Here is a 19,253-nt window from a genome sequence, read left to right on the forward strand (position 1 = left end):
CGGGTGCGGCTGGGCCTGAATCCGGAAATGAACGCGCTGGCCACCCTGTTCATCGCGCTGGTGTCGGTGGGGGTGGTGGCGGCCAATATCTATATGAGTGCGATGACGCGCAAGCGGGAAAGGGAGATGCGGCTGGCTTTCGCCAACGGCTGAGATGGGCGGTGCGCAGTGCGATCGGCAGGCAGGTTCACACAAGGAGAAATGACGATGAAGAGGGTACTGATCAGTGCATTGATTGCGGCGCTGCCCGGTATGGCGCTGGCGGACGCCAAGGCGGACGAGATCGCCAAGCTGAAGGCGCAGATGCAAAAGCTGCAGGCGCAGATGCAGGAACTGCAAAAGGCGGTGGAAGCCGCCTCGGCGGAGAAGCCGGTGCCGGCGGCCTCGGCGGCGGCTGGCGCGGAGGACGCCAACGCCGAGCTGAAGGAAAGGGTGGCCGGCATGGAGCTGAAGGTGGATCGGCTCAACACCGCCGCTAACGAGGGACCGATCGCCGGCCTCAGCATCACCGGCTACCTGGATCCCACTTATATCTACAATCGCGGCAACAACAGCTCGGGATTCCAGTTCCTCAATCACCAGAACACCTACGCTTATAGCAACAGCACCTTCGGCGACGTGTACCTGGATATCAAGAAGACCTTCGGTGTCGGCCCCACCGCTCCCAGCGCCGAGATCAGCATCATGCCCAACCGCGGTTCCGGCAACACGCTGCTGGACGGCGGCAGCGGCAACAACATCATCAACACCGCGGTGATCAACTTTCCCTTGTCCGACACCTGGTCGGTGAATGCCGGGCTGATGAACAGCTTCGGCGGCTACGAGGTGCAGCAGTCCAACCAGATGGTGACGCTGACCCACGGCCTGTTGTACGACTTCAGCGATCCAGGCAGCTACGTCGGCGCCGGCTTCGCCTGGAGCCACGACGTGTGGGCGTGGAAATTCCTGCTGGCCAACGAGCAGTACCGCACCCACGCCAATCTGGCCAATACCGGCACCAACACGGCAACCGGCAATCCGCAGGTCAAGAGCAACAACACGCCGACGGTGACCGCGCGGCTGGATTACACCTGGAGCAGCGCGCTGGATCTGGGGTGGTCGTTCAACGCCGGCCGGCAGACGCTGCTGACCAGCGCGGCGCAGTCAGCCACCAGCCCGGTGCCCGCCACCAATGGCTGCCTGGCCGGCAATACCGGCTACGGCTATCAGTGCACTTCCGCCAATCCCTATTCCAACTATTTTTTCACAGAGGCCGACGCCAGCTACACGCTGGGCGACGTGCTGTACAACGCCGAACTGGACTATGGCCAGCAGCAGAACGCGGCCTGGAACGGCGGCAGCGCTCAATGGTACGGCGTGTCGCTGCTGGGCCACCGCAAGTGGATGACCGACATGGTGGGCAAGATGGGCGCCACGCTGCGTTACGACTACCTGAACGACAGCAAGAACGGCGGCGGCGGCGGCGGCATCGCGCTGAACGCCAGCGGCTATGACGGCACCAACGCTTTTGGCGTGTCGCAAGCCTGCCTGGCCAGCGGGGCCACCAACTGCAAGGGCGCCAATCGCCAGGCGCTGACCGCCGATCTGCTGTTCTTCCCCACCGACCAGCTGACGCTGAAGCTGGAATACCGCCACGACTGGGCCAGCGAAAGCGTGTTCCTGCGCAACGACGGCAGCTTCCGCAAGAGCAACGATCTATTGGGCGCGCAGGCGGTCTACACCTTCTGAGGCGGGATGCGGGACAGCCGGCGGCGGGGAGACCCGCCGCTTTTTATTTGGAGCGGCCATCCGTCTGCGGCAGAATGGCGGCATTGTTTTCGCCACGAGTATGCGCATGTTCCGTAAACTGCTGCCGCATTGGCCATTGCCGCGCTACCGCGCCGACGCCGCCCGTTCCCACCATGGCGTGGACGGCTACCAAAACCTGTATCCGTTCAAGCAGCCGCGCTTTGCCGATCTGCTGCGCTGGAACTGGCAGCGCTGGCGGATGCCGGCGGTCGCGCACCGGCTGCAGGACATCCGCCGGCAAGCGCCGGATGCCGCGGCCCTGGCCGCCAACCGCAGCCGGCCGTCGTATACCTGGATAGGCCACGCCAGCGGTTTCATCCAGTTGGCCGGATTGAATCTGCTGCTGGACCCCGTGTGGTCGGCGCGTGCTTCGCCGCTGCAGTGGGCAGGCCCCAGGCGCCTGCTGCCGCCGGCGCTGACGCTTGACGAGTTGCCTGCCATCGATCTGGTGATGATCACCCACAATCATTACGACCATCTAGATTTCCACGCGGTCCGTCAACTGGCGCGGCAAACCAGCGGCGCGCCGCAGTTCGTCGTGCCTTTGGGCGTGGCGCCCACCTTGCTGCGCGCCGGCGTGCCGGCCGGGCATATCCATCAACTGGATTGGTGGGAGAGCTTCAAGCTGGGCGGAGTGGAAGCGGTGCTGACGCCGGCCCAGCACTGGAGCAAGCGTTGGGTGTTCGGCGACCGCAACCGCGCGCTATGGGGCGGCTTCGCGGTGAGGGGCGATGGTTTGCAGCTTTGGTATCCGGGCGATACCGGGTATCATCCCGAACTCTTCGCCCTGGTTTCCAAGCGCATCGGTCCTCTGGACCTGGCATTGTTGCCGATAGGAGCCTATCAGCCGCGCTGGTTTCTGCAGGCGCAGCACATCGACCCGGCCGAGGCGGTGCAGATTTTCCGCATCATGAAGCCGCGCCGCGCGCTGGCGGTGCATTGGGGTACTTTCGCGCTGACCGACGAGGCCTTGCACCAGCCGCCGCTGGATTTGGCGGCGGAGTTGGAGAAATACGGCATTGCGCCGGCCGACTTCGCCGTACCCGCGCTGGGCGAGACTTTCTGGCTGCGGCCGCGCTAGATCAAGCAACAGGCATTTTCCGCGGCGGGCGGGGGCGGCAAGCATTGCCGCTGCAGGCTTAGGCGCATACAATCAAACACAAGTTTATTTTCAGAAGCGAAGACGCGTTTTCGTTTTCGCGGCATTTCGTGGGGCTACCAATGACAATTCATCAACTGATCAACGAACGGGTGCAGGCGGCGCTGGCAGCAGCGGGCGCGCCGGACGCGCCGGCCGTGATCCAGCCGGCGTCCAAGCCGGATTTTGGCGACTACCAGGCCAACGGCGTGATGGGCGCCGCCAAGGCATTGAAAACCAATCCGCGCGCGCTGGCCGAAAAAGTGGTGGCGGCGCTGGATCTTGCCGGCATCGCCGACAAGGTGGAAATCGCCGGACCGGGTTTCATCAATATTCATCTAGCCCCTGAATATCTTGCCCGACGAAGCGAAGCCGCCCTGAAAGACGACAAGCTGGGTCTCGCGCCGTTGAAGCCGCAGCGCGTGATGGTGGAATACTCGTCGCCCAATCTGGCCAAGGAAATGCACGTCGGCCACCTGCGTTCGTCCATCATCGGCGACGCGCTGGCACGGGTGATGGAGTACCTTGGCCACGAAGTGGTGCGCGCCAACCACGTCGGCGACTGGGGTACCCAGTTCGGCATGCTCACCGCCTATCTGGTGGAAACCAGCCAGGACGGCAATGCCGCGTTGGAATTGTCTGATCTGGAAACCTTCTACCGCAACGCCAAGATCCGCTTCGACGAGAGCGAAGAGTTCGCCGACCGCGCCCGCGACTACGTGGTGAAGCTGCAAGGCGGCGATCAGGAAGTGCTGAGGCTGTGGAGGCAGTTCGTCGAGATATCTCTCGAGCACTGCCAGGCGGTGTACGACAAGCTCAACGTCAACCTCAAGCGCGAGCACGTGCGCGGCGAGTCCTCGTACAACGACGACCTGCCGGTCATCGTCAAGGAACTGCGCGCGGCGGGCCTCTTGACCGAGAGCGAAGGCGCGCAGGTGGTGTTCCTGGAAGAGTTCCGCACCCAGGAAGACCAGCCCATGGGCGTGATCATCCAGAAGAAGGACGGCGGCTATCTGTACACCACCACCGACCTGGGCGCGGTGCGCTACCGCCACAAGACCCTGGGCCTGGACCGCGTGATCTACGTGGTGGACGCCCGCCAGAGCCAGCACTTCGCCCAGATGTTCAGCATCTGCCGTAAGGCCGGCTTCGCGCCGGAGGAAATGAAGCTGGAGCATGTCGGCTTCGGCGTGATGATGGGCGACGACGGCAAGCCGTTCAAGACCCGCTCCGGCGGCACCGTCAAGCTGATCGAACTGCTGCAGGAAGCGGAAGAGCGCGCCTATGCGCTGGTGGCGGAGAAGAATCCCGACCTGCCCGAAGCCGAGAAGCGCGAAATCGCCGCCGCGGTGGGCATAGGCGCGGTGCGTTACGCCGACCTGTCCAAGAACCGCATGAGCGATTACATCTTCAACTGGGACACCATGCTGGCGTTCGAAGGCAATACCGCGCCGTATCTGCAGTACGCCTACACCCGGGTGCAGAGCGTGTTCCGCAAGGCCGAGGATTACGACGCCAACGCCCGCGTCGTGATCACAGAGCCGGCCGAGAAGCAGCTGGCCGCCGCGCTGGCGCAGTTCGAGGACACGCTGTTGTCGGTGGCCGATAGCTGCTACCCGCACTACCTGTCGCAGTACCTGTACCAGATCGCCACGCTGTTCTCGCGCTTCTACGAGGCCTGCCCGATCCTGAAGAGCGAGGGCGAAGTGCGCGCCAGCCGCCTGCAACTGGCGGCGCTGACCGCCAAGACCCTGAAAACCGGCCTGGACCTGCTTGGCATCAAGGTGCTGGAGGCGATGTAAGCCTCTGCCGGCGCCAGGCCCAAGCCCACCGCATGCGGTGGGCTTTTTCATGGCGGAATCAGGCGCCGGACAGTCGCTTGAGCTGGTTCAGCAACTCGCCGCGGTCTTGCAAGGGCCGGCTCCAGTCGACGCGGCGGTATGCGCCGTCTTGCAGGTAATCCGCGCCGAAGCAGTCGCAGCCGAGCAGGCGGATGGCGGCGGGCAGTCCGGCTTGCGCCTGCTCCAGCAGGGCTTGTTCATCCCGCAGCGACAGCGCCGGCAACTGTGACCATGCGCTCTCGTCTATCCAGCCCATCTGGCCAAGGCCGACAATCAGCCGCTGCCTGGCCGGCGGCAGGCGGAAGAACATGAAATCCAGCGCCAGCCATTCTTCAGCTTCCGGCAGATAGCGCAGCAGCCGCCGGCGCAAAAGCGCTTCAGGCTCGAAGCGTTCGGCATCGCCCAATATGGTCAGCCGGGTAGCGGATTGGGCGGCGGGCTGGCCGGGCGTCAGCAGCGACAGGCTGACCCGCTGGTCGGCCAGCAGATTTTTGCTGTGCTCGGCCAGCGCGCTGGCGAGAAATACCGGCCGCTGGCGCTCGTCGCAGAAAAACTGCACCGTGGTGGCGTAAGGGTAGCCTGGGTATTTCAGGGATTGGGTGGCAAGCGTGGCGTATTGGCACTGGTGCAGCAGGCTGACGGCGAGGTTGGGTTTCATGGTCTGGCTATCGGTTGAAGCGATGCGGACATCTTATGTTGTCGCGGTAGCAAAGCAAACGCCCCGGCTGGGCGGGGCGTTGTCTGGCGGAGGTGACGGCCGGCTCAAAACCCTGCGGTCTTGCCGATGAAGTTGTTGAGACTGGCCACGTTCAGGCTGCCCCAGCCGGTGGTGTAATCCCAGCCGTTGGCCGCCTTGTAGGCGCCGTTGCTGCCGCTGGCCACGTCGTGATACAGCGACGGGTTGGCCTTGAAGTACTTGTAGATGGCGGTGGCGGGGGAGGTCAGCTTGTTGCCGTTGGCCGACTGGATGCGGTTCCAGAAACCAGTGAACAGCGGCGCGGCCAGGCTGGTGCCGCCAACCTGATAGGTGCTGCCGGCCACCAGAACCAGCTCGCCGCTGTTGGGGTCGGCGTCGAAGGCGATGTCCGGCACGCCGCGCCTGGTTTTGTTGGTGGTCAGCACGCCGGCGCTGGTCTGCCAGGCGGGTGCGGCCTCGGTATAGCTGGCGCCGCCGCCGCCGCCGCTCCAGGTTTTCTCGCTGCTGTAGACGGTGTTGCCGCTGGTGGTCAGCGTGGTGCCGCCGACTGCGATCACGTAGGGCGACACCGCCGGATAGCTTTGATAGGCGGTGCCGCCGCCGCACTCATAGGAACCGGCGTCGCCGCTGGAAACGGAGAAGGTCTGGCCATGTGCCACGGCGGCCTGCAGCATCTGGTCCACGCTGGCGGTCATGCCGGAGTACTGCGCGCTCAGTTCGCACTCGCCCAGCGAGACATTCACCACCTTGGCGCTGTTGGCCGTCACCGCCGCGTTGATCGCCGCGGCGATGTCGGCATTGCTCATCGACGGCGCCACGTAGAATTGCAGCTGTTTCAGCGCGCCGCCGCTGGCGGCGAGTATGGTCTGGCTGTCCAGATTCCATTCGATGATGCCGGAGGTGTCGCCGCTGGGCGCGCCGGCATTGACGATGGCGATGCTGGGCGCGGCGAAGCCGGCGCTCCTGGCGAAGCTGCCGAGATCGGCCACCGTCTGGTTCAGATTGCCTTCGGCAATGATGCCGGCCACGCTGTTCTTGGCCGCCGGCAGACTGGCGGCGTTATAGATGGAAGCGAAGTCGGCGGGTTTGTGCGCCATCACGCCGACGCTGGTCTTGGCGACGGCCTGCGCGTGGAAGGCGGTGTGGAATTGGTGGACATTCTGCAGGCCGTGCACCGCCAGCACGATGCTGGCCAGGCTGGCCGGCACCTGGGCCGCGGCGACGTTGGCCACCGCCTGGCGACCGTTGACGCTATAGCGGTGCAGCTTGGTCTGGAAGGCGCTGTAGACGGTGGCGGCGCTGCCGTCGGCCGTGATCAGCAAGTTGTTGGGAGAGACGCTGATATTGCGGAAACCGTTCTGCTGCAGATGGCTTACCACTTGCTGCACCTGGGAGGCGCTGGGCGCGTATTGCGCCATGAACTGGGCGTCGCTGATAGGCTGCCCCTGGCCGGACAGGATGCTGCTGGTCAGCGAGTCCAGCCCGGCCTTGTTGCGCACCGCCAAGCTGACGGCGATGTGGACCAGCTCGCCGTTGGCGATTTCGCCGTTATCCGAGGCGCCGGGAATCAGTTGCTGTACCGGGTGGGGCAGGGTGCTGGTGGCGGCCCAACCGCCGGCAGCCTGCGCGCCGATGCTGATCACGCTGCCTAGCAGCATTGTAAGGATTTGATTTTTCACCGACATCCCATCTCTCCTGATTGAAACCCGCCGAACACTTCGAAGATTAGTCCGTTGCGCTACGGGTTTTTACTAGATAGCGAGAGCCTCCTTATTTGTAAAGTATTTACTCTTAAATTACCCGGTTTATCTGTAACTATTTGATAGGTATGACGCTGTGGTGTCAGCGCTGCCGGCAACTGTTAGCCATTGTTTCGGCAGCAGCAAGACGAGTTTGAAAAGAAAAAATGTAAAAAACCCCGGGCGGGCCCGGGGCTGGTCAGCTTAGCTGAAATGCCTGGATCAGAAGCCGGAGTGGCTGCTGATGAAGGTGTTCAGCGCGGAAACGTTCAGGCTGCCCCAACCGGTGGCGTAGTCCCAACCTTTGGCGGCTTTATAGCCGCCGTTGTTGCCGGAAGTCACGTCATGGTACAGGCCGGTATTCGCCTTGAAGTACTGATAGAAGGCGGTGTTCGGCGATACCAGCTTATTGCCGTTGGCGGATTGGATGCGAGCCCAGAAGCCGGAGAACAGCGGTGCGGCCAGGCTGGTGCCGCCGATTTGCTGGTTGCTGCCCTGAACGATGACCAGCGCGCCGCTTTGCGGGTCGGCGTCAAACGACACATCCGGCACGCCGCGCTTGGTCTTCGAGGTGGTCAGCACGCCTGCCTTGGTTTGCCAAGCCGGTGCCGCTTCGACAACGCTGGGGCCGCCGCCGCCGCCGTTCCACACCGATTCCGACGTGTACTTGGTGCCGCTGGTGTACAGCGTGGTGCCACCCACAGCGATCACGTACGGCGACGTCGCCGGGTAGCTCTGGCCGGGGCCGCTGCATTCAGCCGAACCCGAGTCGCCGGTGGACACCGAGAAGGTCTGGCCCTGAGCCACCGCGGTCTGGAAGATCTGGTCGTCGGAGGCGACGGTGCCGTCGCTCTGCGCGTCGCTTTCGCATTCGCCCAGCGACACGTTGATCACCTTGGCGGAACCATCGCTGACTGCGGAGTTGTAGGCGGCGGTGATGTCGGCATTGGTCATCGAGGTGGCGACGTAGAAGTTCAGCTGCTGCAGCGCGCCGCCGGCGGCGGCCAGGATGTCCTGGCTGTCCAGGTTCCACTCGCCGATGCCATCCGTGTCAGACGATGCGTCGCCGGCGTTGACCACATTGGTCTGAACGTAGCTGTAGCCGGCGGAGTCTTCAAACTGCTGCAGGTCTTGCAGCGTCTGGGTCAGGTCGCCTTCGGAGATGATGCCCACGGTGGTGTTGCTGGCCGGCGGCAGGCTGCTGGCGTTGTAGATCAGCGGGAAATCGGTCGGGTTGTGGCCGCTGGCGGCGTTGGTTTTGGCTGAGGCCAGGGTCTTCACCCCGGCTTTTTGCAGGGTTGTATGGAAGGTGTGAACGTTTTGCAGGCCGTGCACCGCCAGAACGACGTTGCCCAGCGATTGCGGCACTTGGGCGGCGGTCACGTTGGCGAAGGTGTTGCGGCCATTCACATTGAAGTGGTGCAGGGTGGCGTTGAAGGCGGTCTTGGCGCTGGCGGCGCTGCCGTCGGCGCTAACCAGCATGCGGTTGGCGGCAACCTTGATGTTGCGGAAGCCGCTCTTCTGCAGGTGGGCGACAACCTGTTGCACCTGGGCCTGAGTCGGCGCGTATTGGGCCATGAATTCGGCATGGCTCAGGGTTTTGTGGCTGGTGCCGGCCAGCAGGTTGCTGGTCAGCGCATCCAGTTGAGCCTTGTTGCGGACTTTCAGCGTCACGGCTACGTGAACGGACTGGCCTGCGGCGACTTCGCCCGCGCTTTGCACGCTGGCGTTGGCGGCCAGAGTGCCGAGTACCGGGTGGGCCTGGGTGGCGGTAGCGACCCAAGGTTCAGCTGCCTGGGCGCCCAGGGCAAACAAGCCAGATACGATCAATGCGATAGCGTGCTGTTTTGCAAACATGCAAATTTCTCCTCTTTGCAGTTGAGTGCAGGGACTGACGGTATGTCTTTCCCTGATAGAGACGGGGTTTGTATTGCGAATTGTGTCCGCACCCTTCGTCTTGAAACATCCTCCGGCTTGCGGAGGCATGTCGTAATTTCATACGACTATTTCGCAATAGATTAAACGCAGTGAAAATGCCAAATGGATTTAACACAAATTCATAATTGGCATGGGTTATTAATGAAAAATACAAGAATTATCCATTTTGAAAGATTAAGCATTTCGTTAAATGACGAAATAGAGCATTTGTTCTGTTTTTGGGGAAAATTGGTTATTCAGGATTGCTCATGGATTCAATGAGTAAAGCTGATGATTGATGAAGAAATAGCAGGGAGGTATTTGTGAAAAACACAACAGAATCCGAAGGAAAAATGCAAAAAAGCAACAAATAGGGGAGGGGAATTCTGTATTGGAGTATATGTTTTTATGTGTATTTGTGACTAATTGTGACTTGTTTGCGGTTTGTAGGGTGGAATTCCATTGCAATTCATGGTGCATGAATTGTGACGGTTTGTTTCAACCAAAAAAGAAAATGTCCGCTTCTTTTCTTGTTGGAATCATGAAAGTAAATGGTTGTTGACGTTAGTCATTACAAACTTTCACACTCAAAACGCATCTCCTCGGTATGAACAAAACATAGAGCCATGTGCCCACGAGGCGAATGGACGACACATCTACAAAAAGGGATTTGGAGAAATCATGAATTACAAGAGAAAAACACTGGTAGTGGCGCTTTCGCTGATCGGTAGCATGACGACTGCGGCGGCTTATGCTGATGATTCCGATGCGTCCTTGCAGCGTGTCGATGTAATCGGCTCGCACATCAAGCGGCTGAAAGATGAAAAAGCCACCGAGTTGACCACAGTGAAAGTGGATGACCTGGCCAAGCAAGGCCTGACTACGGTGGAACAGGTGGTCAATGCACTGTCGTCCAACCAGTCTAATATCGGCGCCAACTCCAGCGTCGGCCAGTCGACCGGTGGCGCCGCCTTTGCCAACCTGCGCGGTTTGGGCCAGCAATACACGCTGGTGCTGTTGGATGGCCGCCGCATCGCCTATCATCCATTTGACGGCACCGCAGCCGACCTGAACTCCATTCCGCTGAGCTCCATTGAGCGTGTGGAAGTGCTGCCGGACGGCGCGGCTGCGATTTATGGTAGTGACGCGGTAGGTGGCGTAATCAACTTTGTCACCAAGAAGAGCGTGCAAGGCCTGACCTTGGGCGGGGATTTCCTGACCCCGCAACGTTCGGGGGGCAATGAGAAAAATCTGGAAGGCTCTTACGGCTATGGCAGCCTCGCCAAGGATGGCTTCAACGTCTATGCGACGGTGAATTACCACAAAACCGATCCCGTGATGGCCAATCAGCGGGCATTCGCTTCCGCCATCCTGCCGACGACCAAGCCCAGCGTTAACAGCTATCCGGGCAACTATTCTATCGACGGCGGCAACACGCTGATTGGACCGAGTTCTTATCCTAACTGCTATGGCGCCACGGCCAAGGGCGGTTACTGCGTGATGTATCCGTCGTCCATGGTTGGTATTCAGCCGGAAACGGAGCAGATTTCCGGTTTGGCCAAGGGCACGCTGCGCATCGGCGACAATCATGAATTGTCGGTGACTTATAACATCACGCGCACCAAGACCAACTCCTTGTCCGCGCCTACGCCGACCTTTGGCGATGTGCAGCTTCCTAGCGGCACGCAAGGCATCAACAGCGGCTCCAATCCGATTCTGCCTGCATTGCGGACCATCCCGCTGGGTGACCGTAACACTGAGGCGGTGAGCACTACCCAGAAGCTGCAGGTGAATCTGGAAGGACTGGTGGCAGGTTGGGACTATCGTACCGGCGTAGGGTACTCGGAAAGCTATGCTACCGAGGAGTTGGTAAGCGGTTTCACCGGCATCAACGAGTTGACCAATGCTTATCTGAACAATCAGATCAGCCTGACCACCGGCATGGCCACTGACCCCAGCGTCTGGAGCAAGATCGGTCTGACCGGTCATCTCGATGATGGCAAGTACACTTCGGTCGGCGCGGACTTCTCCTTGAGCAAGGAGATCTACCAGTTGCCGGCCGGCATGTTGGCCGTGGCGTTCGGCGGCGAAACCCGCCACGATACGCTCACCCACAATTTCAACTACCCCATTACCAATGATGCGCTTGGGCCTGGCATGACGCTGTCCAAGAACACTCAGGGCAATCGTACGGTGGATGCCCTGTTCGGCGAAGCTGACATTCCTATCATCAAGAATCTGGATGGTAAGGTAGCAGTGCGGTATGACCATTACAACGATGTCGGCGATACCGTTAATCCGCAAGTGTCTTTGCGCTATGAAATGACGCCGCAGGTGCTGTTCCGCTCGTCCGCCAGCACCGGTTTCCGCGCGCCGTCGTTGTACGATATGTACACGCCCAATCAGGAACAGCTGACCGGCAATAATTACGCCAATCCGCTGACTTGCCCCAGCATGTCCTCGTCGTGCACCCAGATCCAGCGCTACATGATGACTGGTGGCAATACGCACCTGAAGCCGGAGAAGTCTTCCTCGCTGTCGTTTGGCATGGTGATTCAACCCACCAAGAGCATTACCGCGAGTGCCGATTTCTGGTGGGTGACCATCAAGGACCAGATTGGCACCTTGCCGGAAGCGACCCTGTTCACGCCGCAATACGCCAACCTGTTGTCTTATGACAGCAATGGCAACTTGGTGGGGCAGGCTACCACCATGAACATGGGCAACTCCAGCTCGGCAGGCGTGGATCTGGACTTCCGCTGGACGCTGCCGAAGACCAATTACGGTAACTTCGGCATCGAACTGGCTGGTACCTACCTCGCCAAGAGCGACTATCAGATCGTGGCAAATGGCCAGTACTACAGCAATCTGGGCCAATATCCGACCACGCTGAACGAGCCGACCTTCCGTTGGCAGCATACGCTGACTTTTAACTGGTCGCTGGGACCGTGGAGTTCGGTGCTGTCCGAGAGCTACAAGTCGGGATACACCGACCAGCATCTCAACCCGGATGGCACCCAGCACTTCGTGAAGCCGTACTCGACTTGGAACCTGTCCGGCAGCTACGAATGGAACAAGCATCTGACGCTGACCGCGGGCGTTCGCAATCTGTTTGACCAGTTGCCGCCTTACAGCAATCAGACCTACCTGTTCCAGGCCAACTATGACGCGCGCTTCGCCGATCAAGTGGGCCGCGCCTACTTCCTGAAGGCCAACTACAAGATGTAATTGGAGCACGAATGCCCGCCTCGCTGGCTTAGACTGGCGGAGGCGGGCAGATTCATGCGTAGAGATTGCGAGACGGAGTGAGGGTTCACCCCGGGTTGTAAATCGGATGGCCGGCAGGGCTAATCATGCCGGTCACCAACGCAGTGGAAGGACATGTGAAAAGACATGGCAAGTATTCCCATAAAAGGCAACCCTAGTCTGAGAAACCGGCGCAGCGCCGGCCTGATCGGCGTGATCGTGTTCCATGCTCTGCTGATCTACGCGCTGGTGACCGGACTGGCGCAGGGCGTGGTCAAGGTGATCCAGCAGAAGGTGGAAGTGGCGGTGATCAGCGAACCGCCGCCGCCGCCCCCTCCGCCGCCGCCGAAGATCGAGAAAGTGGTGCAGCCGACAGCGGCGCCGAAACCGCAGGCTTACGTGCCGCCGGTGGTGAATCCGCCGCCGGTGGTGCAGTCGGCGAACGCGATCCAGTCGGTGACGTCGGATCCGAAGCCGCAACCGGCGCCGACGCCGGCGCCCGCGGTGGAAGCGCCGAAGGGTCCGATCTCGGCGAAGGCCAACTGCAGCCATCTGGAAGCGCCGGAATACCCGAGCAAGGCCCAGGAAGACGAAGTCCAGGGCGTGGTGACGGTGGTGTTCGGCGTCGGCGCGGACGGCAAGTTCAGCGGCATCAGCAATATTGGTTTCGACGGCGGCATTCCGCCGCGCTACCGCAGCAGCTTCAAGTCGGCGATCACCGCCGCATTGCAAGGCTACACCTGCCAGGCCAATTCCCAGCTGAAACAGGAATTTGGTTTCAAACTCGACTCTGGCTCCTAAGACCAGGGCATCTCAAGACACAAAGGAGTAAATACCATGGCTAAAATCACTCGCGCTCTGCTGGGCAAGGTACTGACTGCGGCTGCGGCATTGACCGCGCTGCCGGCGCTGGCGGCGGAAACCGTCACCGACAACCCGTACGGCATCGACGCGCTGTGGTCGCAAGGCGACTTCGTCGCGCGCGGCACCCTGATCATTCTGCTGATTATGTCCGCCTCCACCTGGTATGTGGGCATCGTCAAGCTGCTGGAACAACGTCGCCTGATCAAGCAGGGACACGAACTGCTGGGCCACCACGGCGTGGACCTGCAAAAAGCGGCCAGCGAACTGGCCGACGAAGGCATGTACAGCGCGGTGGCGCAGGCCGGCATCGAAGCCGCCGGCGAACACAAGGGCGAGCTGTCCAATCGCGTGGATCTGAACACCTGGGTGTCGATGGCGATCTCCGACGCGGTGGATTCGGCCAGTCACCATATGCAGAACGGCCTGTCGGTGATCGCCACCGTGGGTTCGACGGCGCCGTTCGTCGGCCTGTTCGGCACGGTATGGGGCATCTACCACGCGCTGGTGAAGATCGGCACCTCGGGCCAGGCCTCGATCGATAAAGTGGCGGGTCCGGTGGGCGAAGCGCTGATCATGACCGCGATCGGTCTGGCGGTGGCGGTGCCGGCGGTGCTGGGATACAACTGGCTGGTGCGCCGCAACAAGCTAGTGCTGGACAACGTGCGCGTGGTCTCCGGACGTCTGCACGCCAGCCTGCTGAACAACCCGACCCGGTAAATCGCCATGGCCCGTTACAAACGCTTTGGCCACGGCAGGGCGGAAGAGGATCAAGTGCTGTCGGCGATCAACACCACGCCATTGGTGGATGTGATGCTGGTGCTGTTGATCATCTTCCTGATCACCGTGCCGGTGGTGACGCAGACGGTGAAGATGACGCTGCCGAAAGAGCAGAACATTCCGACGCAGACCAAGCCGGAAAACATCGTGCTGGGAGTGGACACCCACAACACGATTTACTGGAACACGCTGCCGATGAAGAGCCAGGAAGAACTGCTGGCGCGGCTGGTGAAGGAAGCGAAGAAGACCCCGCAACCGGAAGTGCACATTCGAGGCGACGCGGAGGCGAAGTATGCGCCGATCGGCCGGATCGTGCTGGCGGTGCAGCAGGCGGGTATCGTGAAGATCGCGTTCATCACCGAGCCGCCGGCGCGGAACTAGGAGAATAGAGATGGCGATGAATGTGGGTTCGTCGGGCGAAGACGACCTGATGATGGAAATCAACACCACGCCGCTGATAGACGTGATGTTGGTGATGCTGATCATGCTGATCATCACGATACCGATCCAGACGCACGCGGTGAAGCTGGACATGCCGGTGAACACGCCGTCGAAGCCGTTGGAGAAGCCGGTGGTGGTGCAGATCGACATAGCGCCGGACAACGCGGTGATGTGGAACGGCGAGAGGTTGGCGGGTCGGGATCAGCTGGAGGCGAAGCTGTCGGCGGCGGGCAAGGCGGTGCCGCAGCCGGAGTTGCACATCAAGCCGAACAAGGACGCGAGTTATGCGCCGGTGGCGATGGTGTTGGCGGAGTCGCAGCGTCTGGGATTGACGAAGCTGGGCATCGTCGGGTCGGAACAGTTTGTGAGATGACATTCAAATAGCCATTGTCTTGTGGCATGATTGGGAACAGGCGGCTGCAGTTGGGCCGCCTGTTCCGTCGCGGAGGGGTGTTATCCTCCGACTGTCCCAATAAATGCCAAACCGGATGCTGGCCGCGATGCCTGCAGCGGGAATAAAACACACATGAACACACGTCTTTGTCTGATAGCCCTTCTCCTTTTGCCGCTTGCCGCTTGCAGCAAGAGCGATGGCGCCGATAAGCACGCCTCCGGCAAGAATGCGTCGGCGCCGGTGGCGCGCAGCTTGTCCAGTGCCGATGTGATCAAGGCGCAAATCCAGCCGCTGGCGGCCACTATTCCTTTCACCGGCTCCCTGACTGCCCTGAGCAGCAGTGCGGTGGCGGCGGAGGTGGACGCCAATGTGCGCGAGGTGAGGGTGCGCGAGGGCGAGGCGGTGCGGCGCGGTCAGGTGCTGGCGGTGCTGGACGCCGAGGCGCTGGGCCAGTCGGTGGAAGAGCAGAACGCCCAATTGGATAACACCAAGTCGCGGCTGCGGCTGGCCAAGGTCAAGCTGGACAAGCAGCGCGAGCTGTTGGGCAAGGGCTTCATCTCCCAGATAGCCTATGACGAGCTGGAAAGCGATTACCGGGTGAAGGAGGGCGAGCTGCGCGCCCAGGCTTCGCAAGTGGCGCGCGCCAAGCGCCTGCTACAGGATACCCAGGTCAAGTCGCCGATAGACGGCGTGGTGTTCGAGCGCAAGGTCAATCCGGGCGAGGCGGCCAGCCGCAATATGAAGCTGTTTTCCATCGCCAACCTGTCGGTGCTTGAGATCGCCGCTACCGTGCCCTCGCGCCTGGTCGCGCAGGCTAAGGTGGGCATGGGCGCTAGCTTCAGCGTGGATGGCCGCAGCGACTTGCAGCATGGCGAAGTGGTGCGCATCAATCCGGTGGCCATCCCCGGCACCCGCAGCTTCACCTTGTTCATCCGGGTGCAGAACCCATCCGGCCAGTTGAAGGTCGGCCAATTCGCCAAGGGCGGCGTGGTGCTGCGCGAAGTGAAAGACCAGGTGGTGGTGCCGCTGTCCGCGGTGCGCGATATCGACAGCCAGCCCTGGGTGATGGTGGCGGAAAAAGGCCGGTTGGCGAAGCGACCGGTTACGTTGCAGCTGCGCGCCGAAAACGAGCGCCAGGTGGCGGTGGGCGGCATCGCCGCCGGCACCCATGTGATTGTGGGCGAACTTTTGGGCAGCAAGGTGGGCGACGCAGTCGGCCTGCCTGGCGGCCAGGCCTGAGGGGCGGACCATGTGGTTGACCCGAGTTAGCGTACGCAATCCGTACTTCGCCGCCGTGTTGATGATGACGCTGATGGTGCTGGGGCTGTTTTCCTGGCAAAAGTTGGCGGTGGAGGAAATGCCGGACGTCCGCTTGCCGATGGCGGTTGTCGATACCAGTTATTCCGGCGCTTCGCCCGAAGTGGTGGAAAGCGAAGTGAGCAAGCCGCTGGAGGAGGCGCTCAACACCGTCAGCGGCATCAAGGAAATCCGCTCCTATTCCTCCGAGGGCAACTCGGTGGTGGTGGCGGAGTTCGAGTTGTCGGTCGACCCCGTCGTCGCGGTGCAGAACGTGCGCGACAAGGTGGCCGGCGTGCAGGGCCAGTTCCGCCGCGAGATCGGCACGCCGTCGGTGTCGCAGGTGGACCCCAACGACAAGCCGATGCTGTCGCTGGCGCTGACTTCCAGCCAGACCCGGCCGCGCGAGCTGAGCAGTTGGGCGGAGAATGTGCTGAAGAAGCGGCTGCAGATGGTGGAGGGCGTCGGCGATGTCAGCCTGATCGGCGCGGTGAAGCGCGAGATACGCATCGACATCGATCCGGTGCGGCTGGAGGGTTCGGGGCTGTCGCTCAGCGATGTAGCCGACGCCATCAAGGCGGCCAACCAGGATTTCCCGGCCGGCAACGTGTCCACCGCGCACAAGGAATGGGCGATCCGGGTGTCGGGCAAGCTCAAGTCCGCCGACGACTTCGCCGCGCTGGCCGTAGGCTACCGCAACGGCACGCCGATCCGGCTGGACGACATCGCCACCGTGGCCGATACCGAGGCCGAGCAGGACAGCGTGTCCTTGATCGACGGCCAGCCAGGTCTGGGCATAGACATCAAGGCGGCGCGCGGTGCCAACGAGGTGGCGGTGGCTGCCGGCGTGAAGAAGCTGCTGCAGGAGTTCAAGCCGCGCATGCCGGCCGGAACGGTATTGCGCTACACCTATGATTCGGCCGAAGACGTCAAAAAGGCGCTGGACAGCGTGGAGTCCATGTTGCTGGAGGGCGCCGGCCTCACCATTCTGATCGTGTTCCTGTTTTTGGGCAGCTGGCGCAGCACGGTGATCACCGGCCTGACGCTGCCGGTGGCGCTGGTGGGCACGCTGTTCGCCATGCAGTTGATGGGTTTCACGCTGAACATCCTGACGCTGCTGGCGCTGTCCCTGTCCATCGGCCTGTTGATAGACGACGCCATCGTGGTGCGCGAGAACATCGTCCGCCACGCCGCGCTTGGGAAAAGCCATTACCAGGCGGCGCTCGACGGCACCAATGAAATCGGCCTGGCGGTGCTGGCCACCACGCTGACCGTGGTGGCGGTGTTCCTGCCGGTAGGCTTCATGAGCGGCATCATCGGCCGCTTCTTCCACCAGTTCGGCCTGACGGTGGCGGTGGCGGTGCTGATCTCGATGTTCGTCAGTTTTTCGCTGGACCCGATGCTGTCGTCGATCTGGCACGATCCGCATCATCACGGCGACAAGCACCGCGGCCCGCTGGGGAGGATGCTGGACTGGTTCGAGTCGTCGCTGGATGGCTTGTCCGAACGCTATGTCAGGGTGATCCACTGGGTGCTGGGACATCGCAAGACCGTGCTGCTGCTGGCCTTGGGCGTTACGGCCGGCAGCTTTCTGCTGGTGCCGATGATAGGCGGCGAGTTTATTCCGGTGCGCGACAGCGGCAAGTTCAACGTGATCTACCAGACCGCCCCGGGTTCCTCGCTGGAATACACCACCGTCAAGGGCCGGGAGCTGGCGCAGGCGCTGTCGGGCATCAAGGAAATCCGCACGGTTTCGCTGGATGTGGGCGCGGGCAATTTCGGCGCCGGCAAGAACGATGGCACGCTGACGCTCGACATCGGCGACAAGCATCTGCGCAAGCGCAGCCTGAACGACGTGATCGCCGACGCGCGCAAGCGGGTGCAGCCGGTGGCCGGCGTGCTGATCAAGGCGGTGGCCAATGACGAGCAGCAGGGCAAGCCGATTTTCATCGGCCTGCGCGGTTCCAATCTGGTCGAGCTGGACCGGGTGTCGCGCGACATCATGGCCAGGCTTCCCAAGCTCAAGGGCGTGAAGGACATTGAATCCAACCTGACCGAAGGCGACCCCTCAATCAGCCTCAGCCTGAAGCGCGATGCCGCGCTTGGGTTGGGCGTGGATCTCAACCGGGTGGGCAATCTGTTGTCGATGCTGCTGGCCGGCAATGTGGTGACCACCTGGGAGGCGCCGGACGGCGACAATTACGATGTGCGGCTGCGCGTGCCCAAGGACGAGCGCCGCCAGGAATTGCTGGATCAGCTGAAAGTGGCGGGCAACCGCGATGAGAACGGCGCGTCGCAGATGGTGCCGCTGTCGTCGCTGATTGAAACCCGGCAGGGCATCAGTCCGCGCCAGATCAAGCGCACCAATATGATGCGCGAGATCAGCATCATGGCCAACGTCGAGGGCCGCGACGTCAGTTCGGCGATGTCCGATGTCAACAAGCTGCTGGAGAGCATGCAGCTGCCGCAGGATGTGCAGTTGGTGCGGCGCGGCCAGCAAAAGGACATGGACGAAACCATCGGCAACGCGCTGCGGGCGCTGGGGCTGGGGGTCATTTTCATCTATCTGATTCTGGCGGCGCAGTTCCGCAGCTTTACCATGCCGGTGACCATCATGGTGGCGTTGCCGCTGGCTTTCGGCGGGGTGTTTGTCGCGCTGTTCCTGTGGGGTTCCACGCTGAACATGTTCTCCATCATCGGCATCATCATGTTGATGGGCCTGGTGGCCAAGAACGGCATTCTGCTGGTGGATTTCATCAACCGTTGCCGGGAAGAGGGCATGGAGCGGACCGCGGCGATAGCGGAGGCGGGGCGGGTGAGGCTGCGGCCCATCATGATGACCAGCCTGGCGATGATCTTCGGCATGTTGCCGCTGGCTCTGGGCACCGGCGATGGCTCGGAAACCAACCGGCCGATGGCGCACGCCATCATCGGCGGCCTGGCGACTTCCACCTTGCTGACGCTGATCGTGGTACCGGTGGTCTACACCTATCTGGACAGCCTGCGCGTCCGCATCCGCAGGCTCCTGGGCGGGAGGAAGAAAGAACCGCTGGTATTGAAGGCTGAAAGCGGTAAGTAAGACAGGCGCCGGCTTGGCTGGCGTCTGTCATGATGC

General features: G+C 61.7%; 13 protein-coding genes. 10 read left to right on the forward strand and 3 right to left on the reverse strand.

The window, feature by feature from the left end; all coding sequences use genetic code 11:
• Positions 1–207: 207 nt before the first annotated feature.
• The 3 genes from BI344_RS07215 (at position 208) to argS (ending at position 4,728) form a co-directional block, all read left to right on the forward strand.
• Entirely contained in the window at positions 208–1,728 is a 1,521-nt protein-coding gene (locus BI344_RS07215; protein WP_071112304.1) for a DUF3138 family protein, read from the forward strand.
• A 106-nt stretch (positions 1,729–1,834) separates the two neighbouring features.
• Positions 1,835–2,869 carry an MBL fold metallo-hydrolase gene (locus BI344_RS07220; RefSeq protein WP_071112321.1) on the forward strand — a complete coding sequence of 345 codons (1,035 nt, stop codon included), beginning with the start codon at positions 1,835–1,837 and terminating at the stop codon, positions 2,867–2,869.
• Positions 2,870–3,009: 140 nt separating this feature from the next.
• The gene (argS, locus tag BI344_RS07225) at positions 3,010–4,728 is read left to right on the forward strand and encodes an arginine--tRNA ligase (protein ID WP_071112305.1); all 1,719 of its coding nucleotides are present in this window, start codon (positions 3,010–3,012) and stop codon (positions 4,726–4,728) included.
• Between the two features lie 58 nt (positions 4,729–4,786).
• On the opposite strand, the gene BI344_RS07230 is transcribed toward argS, so the two are convergent.
• The 3 genes from BI344_RS07230 to BI344_RS07240 form a co-directional block, all read right to left on the reverse strand.
• On the reverse strand, positions 4,787–5,425 hold the full coding sequence (locus BI344_RS07230) for a HugZ family pyridoxamine 5'-phosphate oxidase (protein ID WP_071112306.1): 639 nt from the start codon (positions 5,423–5,425) through the stop codon (positions 4,787–4,789).
• 104 nt (positions 5,426–5,529) lie between these two features.
• A complete protein-coding gene (locus tag BI344_RS07235) occupies positions 5,530–7,149 on the reverse strand; it encodes a S53 family peptidase (protein ID WP_083338913.1) in 1,620 nt (539 codons plus the stop codon).
• Positions 7,150–7,425: 276 nt separating this feature from the next.
• The gene (locus tag BI344_RS07240; RefSeq protein ID WP_083370115.1) at positions 7,426–9,060 is read right to left on the reverse strand and encodes a S53 family peptidase; all 1,635 of its coding nucleotides are present in this window, start codon (positions 9,058–9,060) and stop codon (positions 7,426–7,428) included.
• 618 nt (positions 9,061–9,678) lie between these two features.
• On the opposite strand from BI344_RS07240, the gene BI344_RS07245 reads away from it, so the two are divergent.
• The 7 genes from BI344_RS07245 to BI344_RS07275 all read left to right on the forward strand — a co-directional run bounded on the left by BI344_RS07245 (position 9,679) and on the right by BI344_RS07275 (position 19,217).
• A complete protein-coding gene (locus BI344_RS07245) occupies positions 9,679–12,348 on the forward strand; it encodes a TonB-dependent receptor (protein WP_241499271.1) in 2,670 nt (889 codons plus the stop codon).
• Positions 12,349–12,513: 165 nt separating this feature from the next.
• The gene (locus BI344_RS07250) at positions 12,514–13,167 is read left to right on the forward strand and encodes a hypothetical protein (protein WP_071112308.1); all 654 of its coding nucleotides are present in this window, start codon (positions 12,514–12,516) and stop codon (positions 13,165–13,167) included.
• Positions 13,168–13,203: 36 nt separating this feature from the next.
• Complete coding sequence (locus tag BI344_RS07255) at positions 13,204–13,947, forward strand: MotA/TolQ/ExbB proton channel family protein (protein WP_071112309.1); 744 nt, start codon at positions 13,204–13,206, stop codon at positions 13,945–13,947.
• A 6-nt stretch (positions 13,948–13,953) separates the two neighbouring features.
• On the forward strand, positions 13,954–14,388 hold the full coding sequence (locus BI344_RS07260; RefSeq protein ID WP_071112310.1) for an ExbD/TolR family protein: 435 nt from the start codon (positions 13,954–13,956) through the stop codon (positions 14,386–14,388).
• A 10-nt stretch (positions 14,389–14,398) separates the two neighbouring features.
• Entirely contained in the window at positions 14,399–14,821 is a 423-nt protein-coding gene (locus BI344_RS07265; RefSeq protein WP_071112311.1) for an ExbD/TolR family protein, read from the forward strand.
• Positions 14,822–14,974: 153 nt separating this feature from the next.
• Complete coding sequence (locus BI344_RS07270; protein ID WP_071112312.1) at positions 14,975–16,081, forward strand: efflux RND transporter periplasmic adaptor subunit; 1,107 nt, start codon at positions 14,975–14,977, stop codon at positions 16,079–16,081.
• Positions 16,082–16,091: 10 nt separating this feature from the next.
• Positions 16,092–19,217 (forward strand): efflux RND transporter permease subunit, encoded by a 3,126-nt coding sequence (locus BI344_RS07275; RefSeq protein ID WP_071112313.1) that lies wholly within the window; start codon positions 16,092–16,094, stop codon positions 19,215–19,217.
• Positions 19,218–19,253 lie beyond the last annotated feature (36 nt).

The organism is Chromobacterium sphagni, assembly GCF_001855555.1.
Lineage (GTDB): Bacteria > Pseudomonadota > Gammaproteobacteria > Burkholderiales > Chromobacteriaceae > Chromobacterium > Chromobacterium sphagni.